This window comes from Vibrio intestinalis (genome assembly GCF_025195085.2).
GTDB lineage: Bacteria > Pseudomonadota > Gammaproteobacteria > Enterobacterales > Vibrionaceae > Vibrio > Vibrio intestinalis.
On the sequence record NZ_JANAVY020000020.1, the window covers coordinates 1 to 14491 of the forward strand.

At 43.3% G+C, this 14491-nt stretch carries 13 protein-coding genes; 7 read left to right on the plus strand and 6 right to left on the minus strand.

Annotated features, from left to right (window positions below; genetic code table 11):
• Window positions 1–168: 168 nt before the first annotated feature.
• The 4 genes from MU515_RS18105 to rsuA form a co-directional block, all read right to left on the minus strand.
• Window positions 169–1260: a porin gene (locus MU515_RS18105; RefSeq protein WP_260261795.1), complete on the minus strand. Its 1092-nt coding sequence runs from the start codon at window positions 1258–1260 to the stop codon at window positions 169–171.
• Between the two features lie 651 nt (window positions 1261–1911).
• Window positions 1912–2571: a DUF2913 family protein gene (locus MU515_RS18110; protein WP_260261861.1), complete on the minus strand. Its 660-nt coding sequence runs from the start codon at window positions 2569–2571 to the stop codon at window positions 1912–1914.
• Window positions 2571–3776: a Bcr/CflA family multidrug efflux MFS transporter gene (locus tag MU515_RS18115; protein ID WP_260261796.1), complete on the minus strand. Its 1206-nt coding sequence runs from the start codon at window positions 3774–3776 to the stop codon at window positions 2571–2573. Before MU515_RS18115 ends, MU515_RS18110 begins: the two co-directional genes overlap by 1 nt.
• A gap of 187 nt (window positions 3777–3963) precedes the next feature.
• The gene (gene rsuA, locus MU515_RS18120) at window positions 3964–4659 is read right to left on the minus strand and encodes a 16S rRNA pseudouridine(516) synthase RsuA (RefSeq protein ID WP_260261797.1); all 696 of its coding nucleotides are present in this window, start codon (window positions 4657–4659) and stop codon (window positions 3964–3966) included.
• A gap of 73 nt (window positions 4660–4732) precedes the next feature.
• Between rsuA and radD the strand changes: the two genes are divergently transcribed.
• The 6 genes from radD to MU515_RS18150 all read left to right on the plus strand — a co-directional run bounded on the left by radD (window position 4733) and on the right by MU515_RS18150 (window position 10896).
• Window positions 4733–6472, plus strand: coding sequence for a DNA repair helicase RadD (gene radD, locus MU515_RS18125; protein WP_260261798.1), 1740 nt, complete (start codon window positions 4733–4735; stop codon window positions 6470–6472).
• Window positions 6473–6591: 119 nt separating this feature from the next.
• A complete protein-coding gene (locus MU515_RS18130) occupies window positions 6592–7242 on the plus strand; it encodes a tetratricopeptide repeat protein (protein WP_260261799.1) in 651 nt (216 codons plus the stop codon).
• Window positions 7243–7319: 77 nt separating this feature from the next.
• The gene (locus MU515_RS18135) at window positions 7320–7724 is read left to right on the plus strand and encodes a PepSY domain-containing protein (protein ID WP_260261800.1); all 405 of its coding nucleotides are present in this window, start codon (window positions 7320–7322) and stop codon (window positions 7722–7724) included.
• 2 nt (window positions 7725–7726) lie between these two features.
• A complete protein-coding gene (locus MU515_RS18140) occupies window positions 7727–8386 on the plus strand; it encodes a response regulator transcription factor (RefSeq protein ID WP_260261801.1) in 660 nt (219 codons plus the stop codon).
• The gene (locus tag MU515_RS18145) at window positions 8376–9716 is read left to right on the plus strand and encodes an ATP-binding protein (protein WP_260261802.1); all 1341 of its coding nucleotides are present in this window, start codon (window positions 8376–8378) and stop codon (window positions 9714–9716) included. The genes MU515_RS18140 and MU515_RS18145 overlap by 11 nt, the downstream gene beginning before the upstream one ends.
• A 232-nt stretch (window positions 9717–9948) precedes the next feature.
• The gene (locus tag MU515_RS18150; protein ID WP_260261803.1) at window positions 9949–10896 is read left to right on the plus strand and encodes a GGDEF domain-containing protein; all 948 of its coding nucleotides are present in this window, start codon (window positions 9949–9951) and stop codon (window positions 10894–10896) included.
• An 11-nt stretch (window positions 10897–10907) separates the two neighbouring features.
• Here MU515_RS18150 and MU515_RS18155 read toward each other — a convergent pair whose 3' ends face one another.
• Complete coding sequence (locus MU515_RS18155; RefSeq protein ID WP_260261804.1) at window positions 10908–12116, minus strand: sugar efflux transporter; 1209 nt, start codon at window positions 12114–12116, stop codon at window positions 10908–10910.
• 188 nt (window positions 12117–12304) lie between these two features.
• On the opposite strand from MU515_RS18155, the gene MU515_RS18160 reads away from it, so the two are divergent.
• Window positions 12305–13204, plus strand: coding sequence for an AraC family transcriptional regulator (locus MU515_RS18160; protein WP_260261805.1), 900 nt, complete (start codon window positions 12305–12307; stop codon window positions 13202–13204).
• Here the strand turns inward: MU515_RS18160 and MU515_RS18165 are convergent.
• Window positions 13201–14475, minus strand: a complete 1275-nt coding sequence (locus MU515_RS18165) for an LssY C-terminal domain-containing protein (protein WP_260261806.1) — start codon at window positions 14473–14475, stop codon at window positions 13201–13203. The two genes, MU515_RS18160 and MU515_RS18165, sit on opposite strands and share 4 nt — an antisense overlap.
• Window positions 14476–14491: the final 16 nt, after the last annotated feature.

Here is a 14491-nt window from a genome sequence, read left to right on the forward strand (position 1 = left end):
TCAGGAAGTCAGAAGGGAGCGTGTCTGTACCAAGGAAGATGAATAAGGCTACGTGGGACAAAGATTATAGAGCAAAAGTTCTCTTTACATCAGCTTAACAAAGTACGTTCGCGCCCTTACCCGCTAATAGGGTCATTTTATTGTTCATTGTTCTTTATTCCTGACTGATTAGAAGTAGACTCGAGCGTAAGCGTAAGCGTCTTGTGCTGCTTCACCCATGTTCATTTCAAGCGCAATGACACTTGATCGCGTTGGTTTGTAGCTAATACCAACCGTTCCCCATTTGCGCTCATTATCCCAATCAGTCGGTTCAGCGTTGCGTTCTTGACCCGCGAGTTCCCATTTCTCGAATTTCTCGTAGTTGTAAGAGCCAGTCATTTCCCATTGCGGGTTAATGATGTATTTCACTGACGTTAGAAAACCGCTGTTTTCTTCTTTCTGATAATCGTTATAAACGCCAACACACTTAGACTCACCGCTAAAGCTGTCAGTTAAGGTGTTGGTACATGAGCCAAGGTATTCTTCTTCTTGGTAGAAGTTCACACCTAGGTGCCAATCGTCCGTGATTGCAAATCGAGCTCCGCCACCGTACAGCTCTTGCTTACCGTACTTTGATTCACCGTCCGAGCCAACACGACCTTCAATACCAAACACCACTGAGAAACGATCGCCAAAGTAACCAATATAACCGTTGCTCACATCACCCAATGCAGAGCCTGACGAAGACTCAGCACCGTAGGTGAATGATGCGCCGACTTTGAATACTTGGTAAAAAAGCCCTTCGTACTTAACCGTAGAATCTTGGTCACCCGCTTCTCCAGTTTCAACTGTCGTATCGAAAGTGAAATCACCCCATTTGTCATAGTCATCAAATGCAGTATCCGTTAGACCAAACTCTAAGTAATGCTTCATATTTTGCGTTTGGTAAACATCGTAACCAATAAACATTTTGTCGATAGCTAGAACCAGATCGCCACTACCGTAAGCCCAGTTTTCACGCTCGTAATCCAACTCTAAACGGTAATGCATTTTGCTTTGCTTACCTTTTACACCCATAGTGGCAAATGAATCATCAATAAACTCTTGATCTTTATAGAATTCACCATATTCGTACTCTGCACCGATGTGGCCTCCAACACCGACTTCTCCATATAATTTAACGAAGTCTCCAGAGTCATTTTCATAGATCGTTACGGCGCTTGCGTTAGCTGCTAAAAATAACGAAGAAATCGCTATAGCAACTGAGCTTTTTTTTAACATTTGAATTTCCCTAAATGTTCTAATTTTCGGAAAGTCATTTAATAGTAAAAATAAAACAAGCATCTTCAATATTTCATATTAAATCACTTATTCAATTTGTACTTTTAAATAGACTTGATAACAACAATCCGAAAATTTTCCACCTTTCACTATTTTTTTAAATATAACGGCGTAGCAAACGAGAAATGAATCACACCTCAATCATTCATTTTATGGATGATTTTTTAATACCAACAAATAGTGTTAACTAGAGTTATTGCTCTACGCGTTAATCACGTAAGTGGGACAACACTCACTTTTACAAATACTTACCTATGATTAGCAAAGTCAGCCAATCGCTTGCGCAAACGTTATTCAGAAAAATGATGGCGAAATGTAAATTTATAAAATAAAAAGACGTGATCAATCAACAAGGACACAGATACTTTCCCCATATGGAATTTCGAGGAGATTTTGTTGTAGATCGAATTAGCACTTCAACAATTAATAAATAATTAGATATCAAGATAAATAAAATTGGAAGCGAATAAGGAGAGAGATTTATTTGTTAATTTAATAGAAATAGCAAAGCAGATAATTAAAATTTAACTAATCGAATTAGATAATAATTAAGCCGTCATCGCTCACAATGACGACCTAGCATTTAAGTGATTATACTGTGTAACTCAGTGGAATCTCCGCAAGGTGGCTGCCTTTATTGGCTGGGTAGATGACATACTCGCCGTGGTATTTCACGTTAGATTTATAGTCAGTTACCTTGTGCAGCATAAAGCCCGCTTTGGTTGCCATCTCAATAAACTGAGCGTGATGACCACGAACAAACCAGCTCATTGGTTTTACTAGCGCTTCACCGTCAAAACAGTTGTCACATTGGTCTGCGCACAATGCCAAGGAGTTTTGGCCTTCAGTGTAAATTTGTACCTTGCCCGCGCCTACAATAGGTTCTGACGTTGAAACTTCCCAATCCTGCTGTTCCATTTGATCAAGAAACGCTTCGATGTCGCTGTCTTTAATCACACGGTCAGCTTCACCTTCAGGGAAAAATTCGCCATAAAACTTAGCAATACGTTGGAAAGTAAACATCAAGTTAGCATCGTTACCTTTCGAACGACCCGCTTTTTGCCAACGAGTTAGGTCTGCAACCACACTGCGATGAGCACTCTGATTTTTCAATACTTTAGTTACCCAGCGAACCAGAAAATGGTTATTCGCAACAGGCGCATTTACCGCCTTACCCGTTTTGTGTAACTCATCAAGCTCTGCTAGAGCACTGTTGACTAACTTTTGAATTTCTACTGTGTATTCAGACATTAAGCCTTTCTTCCAAATATCCAATAAAATGCGGCAGACAATAAAGAACATGCCGTCATTACAATAATCATTGGCCATGCAACACCATTAGGCAGAGCTGCAACGATCGCACCAACGATAGAACCAATGCCAAAACGCAATGTACCCGCTAATGAAGAAGCCGTACCTGCCATGGTTGGATAGCCACTAAGTAGCAGCCCCATCGCGTTACTACCTATGGTCGATAGCGTACCAATAAATAAAACCACAAATGGCACAATGCCCCAAAGTCCGAGATCCATCGCCCATGCAGCAAATAAGCCGAGACCAGCAAATAGCTGCACCCACAGGCCAAATTGCAACATGGCATGAGATCCGACTTTTTTCACCATGCGGCCATTAATGCTGGTCATGATAATCATAGCAATAATGTTAAGGCCGAACAGGTAACCGAAGTGATCAGGTCGTACACCATAGATATCGATGTAAACAAACGACCCCGCGGTTAAAAAGGCAAACATACCAGAAAAAGAAAACGCACCTGAGAGAATTAGACCAATCGCCACTGGGTTACGGCATAAACGAATGTAATTACGCAGCGTTGTCGCTAGACGCAGTGGCTGTCGGTTTTCTACTTTAAGTGTCTCAGGAATTTTCCAAAGGACGAGTGCAATCACCACCGCGGCGAAGATCGCTAAAACCCAGAAGATTGAACGCCAGCCAAACCATATCGCCAAGTAACCACCAATCATTGGCGCAACTAATGGCGCTATCGTGATCACCAAGGTAACGAAAGACATCGCGCGAGCGAAATCCTCGCGATCAAACATATCACGCACAACAGCTTGAATGATGACAGCAGCAGCAGCTCCTGCAAAACCTTGCGCAGTACGCACCCATGTTAAGGCATCAATACCGTGAGTCGTCGCGCTAACAACCGCCGCGAGACCAAAAAATAGTACGCCTAAAATAAGCACAGGTCGGCGGCCAAAACTGTCAGCTAATGGACCATGAATCAGCTGACCCAATGCAAAACCGGCAGTGTACGCGGTTAACGTAAACTGAACATCACCCGCCCCAACGCCAAGATCGCGTGCAATGGTCGGCATTGCAGGCAAATACATGTCGATGGCAAGTGGTGTAAGCGCGCCAATTGCACCTAAAACGAGAAATAAAAGGAAACTGATCTGCGGTGTATTTTGTTGCGATGTTGAAGTGTTCGACATACGTCTCCTACTCGGTTGCGAATGCGATGCAGCGCTCCTTGCTGCAACCAAACAGATTTCGAGACTAAAGCTCTTCCAGCTTTATTATTGTTTTAATCGAATATAATCGCTGATTCATGCATAAAACACTAGTTCCCAGTAAGAACTAAACAATTTCCCAGCGGCGTGATTATTTCTCTAAACGAAGTTATTTCCAGATAGAATCGACTTCTTCTTGAGTTAGGTAACGATATTCACCTAACTCTAAAGACTCATCCATTTCAATCTCACCGATACGCTCACGGTGAAGGAACTCAACTTTATTACCAAGTGCTGCAAACATGCGTTTTACTTGGTGGTACTTACCCTCATGAATGGTCAATAGCACCTCTTTTTCCGCACGTACTTCAAGACGCGCTGGTAAAGTTAGGCCTTCTTCACTCTTAAGTTGAATGCCTTGCGTAAACTTCTCTTCATAATCAGGCTGAACCGGATCGGCCAACCAAACTCGGTAAGTTTTCTCACACTTATGCTTTGGTGACGTAATTCGATGAGACCATTGGCCATCATCCGTCATCAAAACCAAGCCTGTGGTATCCACATCCAAACGGCCTGCAAAATGTAGCTTGTCCATCTTCACTTCATCTAACAGAGTAAATACCGTTGGATTAGTGCCATCTTCATGTGAACAAACAAAGCCCTCTGGCTTATAAAGCATGATGTAACGTGGCCCGTGCAGCTGAAGTTCACGGCCTTGCCATTCGACAACGCTCTCTTCCGTCAGCTTAATTGAACCGCTCTTTACCATTTCATCATCAACCGTTACCGTCTTTGATCTTAGGATCTGAGTCGCCTCTCTACGGGTGACACCAAGTACATCACATAAAAATTTATCTAAACGCATGAATACCTCATCTCTCTTAGCTGAGGTATTATAATCGGCTTAGTCTAAATAGTTGAGCTATTTCACAGAATTTATGTACACCCTGCGCCCCTATCAAGCGGATTCCGTCAAAGCGGTTATCCATTACTTTCGTAAACACTCGACTCCCGCGGTTATCGTGCTGCCAACCGGCGCAGGAAAAAGCCTTGTGATTGCCGAGCTAGCCCGCTTAGCCAAAGGCCGTGTATTAGTTTTAGCCCACGTTAAAGAGCTAGTTGAACAAAACCACGTCAAATACGAAGGCTATGGCCTTACTGGCTCAATTTTCTCTGCTGGTCTTGGCCGAAAAGAGACAGACCAACAAGTGGTGTTTGCTTCAGTTCAGTCGGTGGTGCGCAACCTCGACTCATTTAAAGACCAGTTCTCTCTACTAGTGATTGATGAGTGTCACCGCGTTCCAGAAGATAAAAACAGCAGCTATCAAAAAGTAATCTCACACCTACGCGAGTTAAACCCCGGCTTAAAGGTGCTTGGCTTAACCGCGACCCCATATCGCTTAGGTGTTGGTTGGATTTACCAATACCACACTCGCGGCCAAGTTCGCAGTGAAGAGCCGCGATTCTTTAGAGACTGCATCTTCGAATTGCCGATTCGCTACCTGCTAGATGAAAACTTCTTAACTCCAGCGCGCATGATGGATGCCCCCGTTCTCAGCTACGACTTCTCTCAACTAAAACCAGCATCCACAGGTCGATATAAAGAATCTGAGATGGATATGGTGATTGATCAAGCCAAGCGAGCAACACCGCAAATCATTCAGCAGATCATTCAAATGGCGCAAGATAAACAAGGCATTATGATCTTCGCTGCAACCGTGCGTCACGCGCAAGAAATCCATTCATTGCTGCCCGCTGAACAAGTGGCTATCGTGATTGGAGATACGCCAACGCCCGAGCGAGATGACATCATCCAACGTTTTAAAGACCGTAAAATCAAATATCTGGTTAACGTTTCAGTGCTAACAACGGGGTTTGATGCCCCTCATGTAGACTTAATTGCCATTCTTCGCCCCACCGAATCAGTGAGCCTTTATCAGCAAATCGTTGGTCGCGGTTTACGCCTCTCGCAAGGCAAAGCCGAATGTTTAGTACTTGATTACGCAGGCAACAGTTACGATCTCTATCAACCAGAAGTGGGCAATCCCAAACCAGACTCAGACAGTGAAATCATCACGATCCCTTGCCCTGCTTGTGGCTTTAACAACAACTTCTGGGGAAAGCTCGATAGTAATGGCTTTTTAATCGAGCACTTTGGCCGCCGTTGCCAAGGTTACTTTGAAGATGATGAAACCGGAGAGCGCGAGCATTGTGGCTATCGCTTCCGAGCCAAATATTGTGGTGAATGCGGCGCAGATAACGACATCGCCGCGCGCATTTGTCATGAGTGTGATGCAACCTTAGTTGACCCAGATAAAAAGCTCAAAGAAGCGCTCAACTTAAAAGATGCGTTGGTATTTGAATGCTTAGAAATGGACTTAACCACCTTTAAAGATGACAAAGCCAAGAATCAATTGCGCGTCACTTACCGCGGGGAAAACCAAGCACAAGTGCACGAGTTTTGGTCATTAACTACTAAGGCACAGAAGAAACGTTTTCAAGACCAGTTTGTCAGGCCACACCTGGCCGACCGACATCGCCCATTTGAAGAAGCCTCCCCTTCTAAAGTGGCCGCCAACCAACACAGGTTCCGTCCTCCTCAGTTTGTTATTGCGCGCAAATCGGGCCGATTCTGGAAAATACGCGACAAAATCTTTGCTGATGAACTAAGCCAATAATGCTGGATTTAGGGCTCATTAAATTGAGCCTATATCTTTGATTTTATTCTAGACAAGGCTATTTTCACCCTGTTTAATAGCGTCTCAATAACAATACAAACAACTCAATGGCGTTAAACATGGAATCATTCAACCAATTTTTAGACTCGCTTCGTTCTCAACCTGAATCAACTCGACTAGAGATACTCAACAACTACATTGCTGCGCATTCCGATTGCGCCCAAGCCTACTATCAACGTGGCCTTATTCTTGGTTGTGACTACACCTACAACAAAGACAAACTGGTTCATCTTGAATATGGCGATTCCGACCAAGCGATTGCAGATTTTGAGAAAGCCATTGAGCTCGATCCTAAGTTCGTCGCCGCTTACGCAGAAAAAGCGTCGCTCTATTTACATCTCGACATTGATGACCAAGGCGCCGCAGAACTGATGGAGCATGCGCTAACAATCGATCCAAACAATATTCCATGTATGAACCTCTACATGTCTCTGACTTCGACTCAAGGCATGAATGGCGAGTGCATTGAAATAACCAAACGAATCATAGAGCTCGAGCCAACGGCTAAACACAAGTTTGACCTAGCCGAAGTCTATTTTTTAATCGGTGAAGAGTATGTCGGCGTACTTGACGATGAAAGCCGTGAAAACCTAGAGCAAGCTGTGATTCACTTTGATCAAATTATTGCAGAAAACGAAGACGCTAAGTTAGTAGATGAAAGTAAAGAGTTGCGTGCGCAAGCCGTCGAGCTATTAGCAACGATGAGCTAGCATTTGCGCCATGATTCACTTTGTATTCATGTTCAACACTCTATAATGATCCTATGATTTTGTGGAAAGGTAACGCTATGTTTAATAAACAATTGATTCTGACTATAGCTCTTACAGGATGTGTGGCTGTGTCTTTCCCAAGCTGGGCTCATAACCATGAAGATGGCCATGCACTTGTTCGTGACGTAGAAAAACCCGGCACAAAGATTGAGTTTGAAGAAGACCAAGATGAAGTCTATCGCGCGGTAAAAAGAGGCTATATCCGTCCTTTTTCCGAGATGTATGCAGCCGTTGAGCGCGATCTACATGGCCGTATCATTAAAGTTGAGCTAGAAGAAGATGATGACATTTGGGTTTATGAGCTAAAAATAAACTACAACAACAACATCATTAAAGTGGAATACAATGCTCAAACCCTTGAAATGACGCTGATTAAAGGCCGCAATTTCAAAAAAGCCCTAAAAAACACAGAAGATAAATAATAATGAAGATACTTGTAGTTGAAGATGAACCACGTTTAGGCGAACAAATTCTTGAAACCCTTGAGCAAACAGGCTGGGTGCCAGAGCTTGCTCAAGACGGCATCGATGCACTCTATCGCGCCACTTCTGAACAATGGGACGCCATCGTTCTTGACCTTGGTTTACCTAAGCTTGATGGCCTTACCGTGCTCAAAGGCATCCGAGATGAAAACATTAACACGCCAGTGATTATTCTCAGTGCGCGCGATACGCTAACGCAACGCGTCGAAGGCCTCAACGCCGGTGCTGATGATTACCTGACTAAACCATTTGAAATGGTTGAGCTGACAGCGCGCATTCGTGCGCAGTTACGCCGTGCATCTGGCAACGCATCACCGGTTATGCAAGTGGGCAATCTAAGCCTTGATACCCGAACTTCTAAAGTCATGTGGCAAGGCGAAGCGGTCATGTTAACCGCGCTTGAGTATAAAGTGGTCGCCTACTTTATGCACAATGCCGATAAAGTTATTTCCCGTACTGAGTTGGTAGAACATATTTACAAACAAGACTTCGATCGTGACTCCAACACCATTGAAGTCTTTATTGGTCGAATCCGTAAGAAAATCGCACCTAACGTCATTAAAACGGTGCGCGGTCTTGGATACCAACTGAATGCCGAATAAAGCTGGGATACTTTTTAAACGCCTAAGCCTTAAAAGCCGCCTTGTTTTGGCGGCTACTGTTTGGCTTACTGCTATGATCATTGCCGCAGGGGTAACGGTGCCGAGCCAAGTTTATAGCTACATGGTGGATGACGCTAAGGCTCAGCTCAACATCTATCTAGATGAAATCACAGGCAACCTCGAAGTGGATGAAGCTGGCGAGCTCACTTTGTCTACTCAACTGTCTGACCCTCGCTTTTCTCATCCTTACAGCGGGCTATATTGGTCAGCTTCTACCGATCAAAGCCAGATTCGCTCCCGCTCTTTGTGGGATCGCCAAATCACCTTTAAAGACAAAAACACCGAAGCATTTGGCGCGCGAGATGAACTGCTGATCTATGTAGATTCCACACTCTACTTTCCAGATTACGATGGGCCAATTCATATCACCATCGGTATCGATGAACAGCCGATAGAAGATACGCTGCACAAATTGATGGGCCAGTTATGGATCATCCTCGCGCTGCTCTACGTAGGTGTAATGGCGATCATTGTTATTCAAGTATTTTGGTCACTCAGCCCACTAACCAAAATGCACAAAGAACTTAATCAATTACGTAGCGGCGACAAAACCCAGCTTGAAGACGATTACCCAAGTGAAATTGCCCCTGTAGTATCCGATTTGAACGCCTTGGTTTTCCACTACCAAGAATTGCTCGATCGCGCGCGCCACCACGCAGGTAATTTATCGCACGCACTTAAAACACCATTATCTGTGCTGAAAAATGAAGTCGCGACGCTTGATGATGACACTAAACAACACCTTCAGCCGCCATTAGATCAAATCCAAAACCAAATTGATTACCACTTAGGCCGAGCGCGTATGGCGGGTTCAAAAAACATTCTCTCAGTAAGGGCGAACCCTTCACAGCGTATTGATGCTATCTCAATGGCGTTTGACAAAGTCTATGCCGATCGTGGTATCACGCTAATTAATGAAGTCGACTCTGAACTTGAGGTCTCGATTGACCCAACCGACCTCGATGAAATGGTGGGTAACCTGCTGGAAAATGGTTACCTATGGGCGCAAAGTATTATCCGAGTTCACGCACAAACACTCGATCAAGAAAACGTAAACATCATCATTGAAGATGATGGTCCTGGAATTCCTGAAGAGAAGCTAACGCAAGTGGTAAAACGCGGCGTTCGCTTAGATGAAACGACTCCCGGCACGGGCTTAGGTTTAAACATTGTGAGTGAAATGGTGCACAGTTATCGAGGTGAAATAGCTCTGAGCAGAAGCTCTATGGGTGGGCTTAAAACCGTACTTACAATGAAGCTAAGCCATTAATAAAGCAAACAAATACTAAGCCGACGTTCGTCGGCTTTTTTGTTTTAATACTCACTGAAAAACAAAGTGAGAACTGTCTTAATTATAAGAATGAAATTTCTTGCATACCGAATACCTTGCTTAGCTCACTAATCTTCATTTTATAATCTACATTTATATATATAAAACACATCATTACAGTAGGCGTATTGGCTAGCTGTATTTCGAAGCGAGCAGTAAAGTAAATCGAATTATGTTTCCAAACCAACGAGTAGAAGAGCTTTATAAGGCTTCTGAACAGTTATTGAATTTCTCTAAACTTTCGTGGTGGATCATCGACCTCGATGACAGCCCCAACGTTTTCTATTGTAATCAAACCATGCGTGACACCTTCACGCTTAACTCCAAAGCCATAGCTCACTCAGTAGAACAAGTCTGCCCTATCGCTGGCGATTACAACTCAAATGTCGCAATCAAATGCTCTGACAAAGCCAAGCAAATCTTTGAAGATTACCAGCAACTAAAAAGTGGCCGGATAGATGAATACATGAACAGCTTTCCCTACTTTGATCCTAAGTCTCGAAAAACCCTCTACTTTACCAGCAGAGCAAAAGTGTTAGAGACCGATGACTTAGGCAATGCCTCGCTGCTATTTGGCATCATAGAACCAGAGACATTGAGTGAGCAAATGTACAATATGGCAAAGCTAGATGGCTTAACGAACCTATACAATCGCCGCGAGTTTGACTCTAAACTGAGATTGTTGATTAACGTAGCTAAGCGAGAGCATAAGCCGTTATCTTTGGTGATGTTAGATGTAGACCATTTCAAAGCTTACAACGATGAGCTAGGCCATTGTGCCGGAGATGAATGCTTGCGGAAAATAGCTAACACGATCAAACAGCAATGTGATCAAAATGGAGATATTGCCTGTCGATATGGTGGAGAAGAGTTTGCAGCTATTGTGTATGGTGATAAGCACCAAGCGCAGCAGTTAGCAAAAGCTATCGGCACTGCAGTTATGGCGTGTCAAATCCCTCACCCTGCGCTAGACAATCAGTTTGTCACTATAAGCAGTGGCTGCTGTACAATATACCCAACAGCATCAACCACTCCTCAAAATTTAATCAAATGTGCAGACAGCGCTTTATACCAAGCAAAAAAGCAGGGAAGAAATCGAGCAATTACCTTCCCTGCTTAGCTAAAGAAGTGCTAATGGCTAACTTGCTGCATCAATTGTGACTTAATTTGAGTATTTTCTTGAACAACAAAATAAAACATGAGCAATAACGCTAAAGCCGCAGAAACTAGACAAATATAAAATGCAACGTAGTAATTGTATAACTCACCAACAATACCAACCGACAAACTCGCGGCAAGCATACTAACCTGTAGTAAATTGGAAAACAGAGTTGAGGCCGTACCTAAATGTTCTTTCATCATGTCCTGCATCGCAACCATGCCTAACGTAGCAGTTAACCCAATAAAAATGCCATTTATCACTTGTAACGCTAGCAGAGCCCACATCTGGGTTACGTTCAACATACCGATAAAGAACAAACAACCACATACCAAAGAAAACGCTAAGAGCTTCATAGTGCCAAATTGAGTCGCTAGTCGCCCCGCTTTCATCATAATTGGAATCTCACAAAACGCGGCTAGACCAAACATAAATCCGACCCAACTTGCATCAACAAGTAACTCCTGAGTGAAATATAAAGGCATACTGGTGATATAAAGGTTGTTGGCCGTAAACATCAAAACACTAGCGATTGAAAACAAGATAATAGACTTGTTAAAAGTAAACTTGCTTTGTTCTGTCGGCTCAGATTGTTCCTTTTTTATCACACTACTCGGGATATAGATTAAGGTAAGCACTATCGTGAATATGGTTGCGCCCGCTGCGACTAAAAATGAAGCACTAAAACCAAACGTCCCCTTCAAACTAAAAGCAATAGGAGGCCCTACAACCCATGCAATTGCTATCCCAGCGCGCATAGTCGATAAAAAACTTGTCGAGTCTTCAATATGTTCATCGGCATATTCTCTACCTAGTGCGAACAATTGACCAAAAATCGCACCACTAACACTGCCAAATACAATCGAAAATCCAACGGCCAAGTAGTAATTATCTATAACGCTAAATGCCAATACAGTGACTAGATAACATAACAATGAAACTACGAGTATTGTTTTCCGGTTCCAACCTTTATCCGATTGCGCCGCCATAAACTGAGAAACGACAACAGATGTGCAGATTGTCAGCACCATATAAGCGCTTAGCATTGCAGGGCTAGCGCCTAAACCTTCGATAATAAATAAACTAGATAGAGGGTAGAAAAACGACCCGCAAATGCCGGAAACAAACGCCATCACTAAAAAAATAACTGCGGTTCTTTCCTTAATGAAATCTCTGAACATACTTTTCTCCCACTTTGCTTTAATCGATAAGTTCAGCCTTAATAGGCGCTCAGTGTAATCAAAGCTCTATGGAATTTATTAATGACTTGCCACCGACAAATGATACTTTTCATTCAATATTGATTTGCGTTTTGACAGTTTATGCACAAAAAAATAGGATATGCATTAGACAACACAGGGCGTAGTAAATGAAACTGCAGATAGAGAACGTACTTAACAACGACGACTTTAATTGGATAATTAAAGAATACCAATGTAAGCAGAAAAAAGACCAATTTGCCTGCCCTTGGCACTATCACTCTGAATTTGAATTGGTATTGTATCGAGATCCTGATGATGTATTTTGCGGCAATTACTTCGCAGGAGACAGTGTAGATGCAATTACTCACAACAGTATGATGTTATATGGCCCAGGCCTACCCCATATGTTGAATGGTCAAGTTAGGCAGGATGCAAACGAAGGATACTACACTTTAATACTCTGGTTTAGACTAGAGTGGATTGAAGCATTAATTAGTGTCATGCCGGAGTTGAAAGCGGTAAAAACTATACTAGCTCGAGCCTCATATGGACTGCTATTTAGTAAAAAGGCTGCCGAACAAACCCACCAATTGCTCAATGACATTGAAGACCTGCCTACTCATCAAAGACTAATGAAAGTACTTCAAGCTTTGATGATTTTAGTCGATGATACTGGTGCCCAGAAGCTATCTGCGACACCTTACGGATTGCATGATATCCATCAGGATGAAGAGTCGAGAAAACGCGTTGAACTTGCACGTCGATTCATCGAAAAAAACTATGCCCAACCGATTAAAATTAAAGATCTCTGCGCAGCGTTACACATTAGCGAAAGCTCTGCATATCGACTTTTTGAACGGCACTTTTTGGAGAGCTTTTCAGAACATTTAAAACGATTTCGAGTAGGAAAGGCCTGCGAGCAACTAGTTAATACCCCGCTGGCGATCTCTCTTATCGCAGAACAAAGTGGCTTTAACAACCTCTCTAACTTCAACCGTCAATTTAAGTTGGTAAAGGGAGTCACACCTTCCGTTTTCCGCGATATGTATGTTCGTAATCACAATTAAATACTTGGCATCGGCTTTACCACCAATACTTTACCATCAGTATAATAGTCGTGCTCTTCATCCAATGTAATTGGGCTAACCAGATGTTGGAAATCTACCCGCTGATTTGGCGCATACTGTACTATCTGCTTGGCCAATCTGTCGCGCTCTTGGTCAACGTCTGGGTCAATACTATGCAAAATGGTAACAATGCCCGAATATGGCGTCACTTGTAGGCCATTGTCATAGCTCAGTGCCCCAACCCAAACCGTCTGCTTCGATTGAGGATCAACACCCCCTTTCCACCAACGAATATGGCTACGTTTTAGTAAATCGCCTGGCAGTTGGAAAGCCATTTGCTGTGGCTGTTGATTCCAAAAAAGATCCGATACTGGCGGTGTATTTTGTTGCAGTAACTTGAGGTAATCACGCCACTCAATGTCATTTCGAGAAAACGTTTTGTTTTCAACCCAACCAAGCTGAAGCATCAATTGGCGTGGATTCTCGCCATAAAACAACACATTGATCGCCTGAGCATCAAACACTTTAGACTTACCCGGATATGCTCGGTAATCCAGCTCTAAAGGGCTAACGAATGCAGATTCAATTTGCGAGTTATTCGGCTGATTTTGAAAGTCATCAGATAACCAGAAAAAATGACTGTAGTTAGCAAATAGAGTCAGCGAGAAAAATACTAAAGTGAACTTAGTAAACAACAAACGCCATTTTAGTTTACGACCCACATAGAGGAACAGTAAGCTCGCGCCAATCGCCATTAAGCTATATTGATGCTCAACCACAATAGTTTGCGCTTGTTGTATAAATGGAAACTTATCAACACCATAAGAGAGCAAGTAGCCCCACATCACAAACTGGCCGACCCCAAGTAGAAGGCCAATCATGCCAAATAGACTGAATCTCGACCACTCAACCTTATTCGTACCAGCAACGAATGGCACAACCCACGCTATCGGCCCTAGCAGACGGGCAAACGCCAGCACATAATTGCCTTTTTTGTACATTAGGTGACGACAACGCGCGATAGGACGGCGTGTTTTAGGTTGCCAAGCGATCAACTTTTTCTGCGCGGGAGTCCCCACGTAACGTCCTATCCAATAGCTTGCTTGGTCACCAATAAGGCCACCAAGCAGCACTGCGAAAACGCCAGTCCAGATACCTTGATGTAATTGATACCCAGCGGCTATCAAAAACGGCTCGCCGGGTACAAATAAATTGGGGCCGATCAGTGCATCCAACAGTGCCCCAATAAATAGACTCATCCCTTCAAACATGACGCTAACCTGCCTT

Bases quoted from the DNA above. Each gene is read 5' to 3' on its own strand.
- radD (WP_260261798.1), top strand. From the start codon at position 4,733: ATGTACACCCTGCGCCCCTATCAAGCGGATTCCGTCAAAGCGGTTATC.
- MU515_RS18130 (WP_260261799.1), top strand. From the start codon at position 6,592: ATGGAATCATTCAACCAATTTTTAGACTCGCTTCGTTCTCAACCTGAA.
- MU515_RS18105 (WP_260261795.1), bottom strand. From the start codon at position 1,260: ATGTTAAAAAAAAGCTCAGTTGCTATAGCGATTTCTTCGTTATTTTTA.
- MU515_RS18155 (WP_260261804.1), bottom strand. From the start codon at position 12,116: ATGTTCAGAGATTTCATTAAGGAAAGAACCGCAGTTATTTTTTTAGTG.
- MU515_RS18150 (WP_260261803.1), top strand. From the start codon at position 9,949: ATGTTTCCAAACCAACGAGTAGAAGAGCTTTATAAGGCTTCTGAACAG.
- MU515_RS18145 (WP_260261802.1), top strand. From the start codon at position 8,376: ATGCCGAATAAAGCTGGGATACTTTTTAAACGCCTAAGCCTTAAAAGC.
- MU515_RS18160 (WP_260261805.1), top strand. From the start codon at position 12,305: ATGAAACTGCAGATAGAGAACGTACTTAACAACGACGACTTTAATTGG.
- MU515_RS18140 (WP_260261801.1), top strand. From the start codon at position 7,727: ATGAAGATACTTGTAGTTGAAGATGAACCACGTTTAGGCGAACAAATT.
- MU515_RS18110 (WP_260261861.1), bottom strand. From the start codon at position 2,571: ATGTCTGAATACACAGTAGAAATTCAAAAGTTAGTCAACAGTGCTCTA.
- rsuA (WP_260261797.1), bottom strand. From the start codon at position 4,659: ATGCGTTTAGATAAATTTTTATGTGATGTACTTGGTGTCACCCGTAGA.
- MU515_RS18135 (WP_260261800.1), top strand. From the start codon at position 7,320: ATGTTTAATAAACAATTGATTCTGACTATAGCTCTTACAGGATGTGTG.
- MU515_RS18165 (WP_260261806.1), bottom strand. From the start codon at position 14,475: ATGTTTGAAGGGATGAGTCTATTTATTGGGGCACTGTTGGATGCACTG.
- MU515_RS18115 (WP_260261796.1), bottom strand. From the start codon at position 3,776: ATGTCGAACACTTCAACATCGCAACAAAATACACCGCAGATCAGTTTC.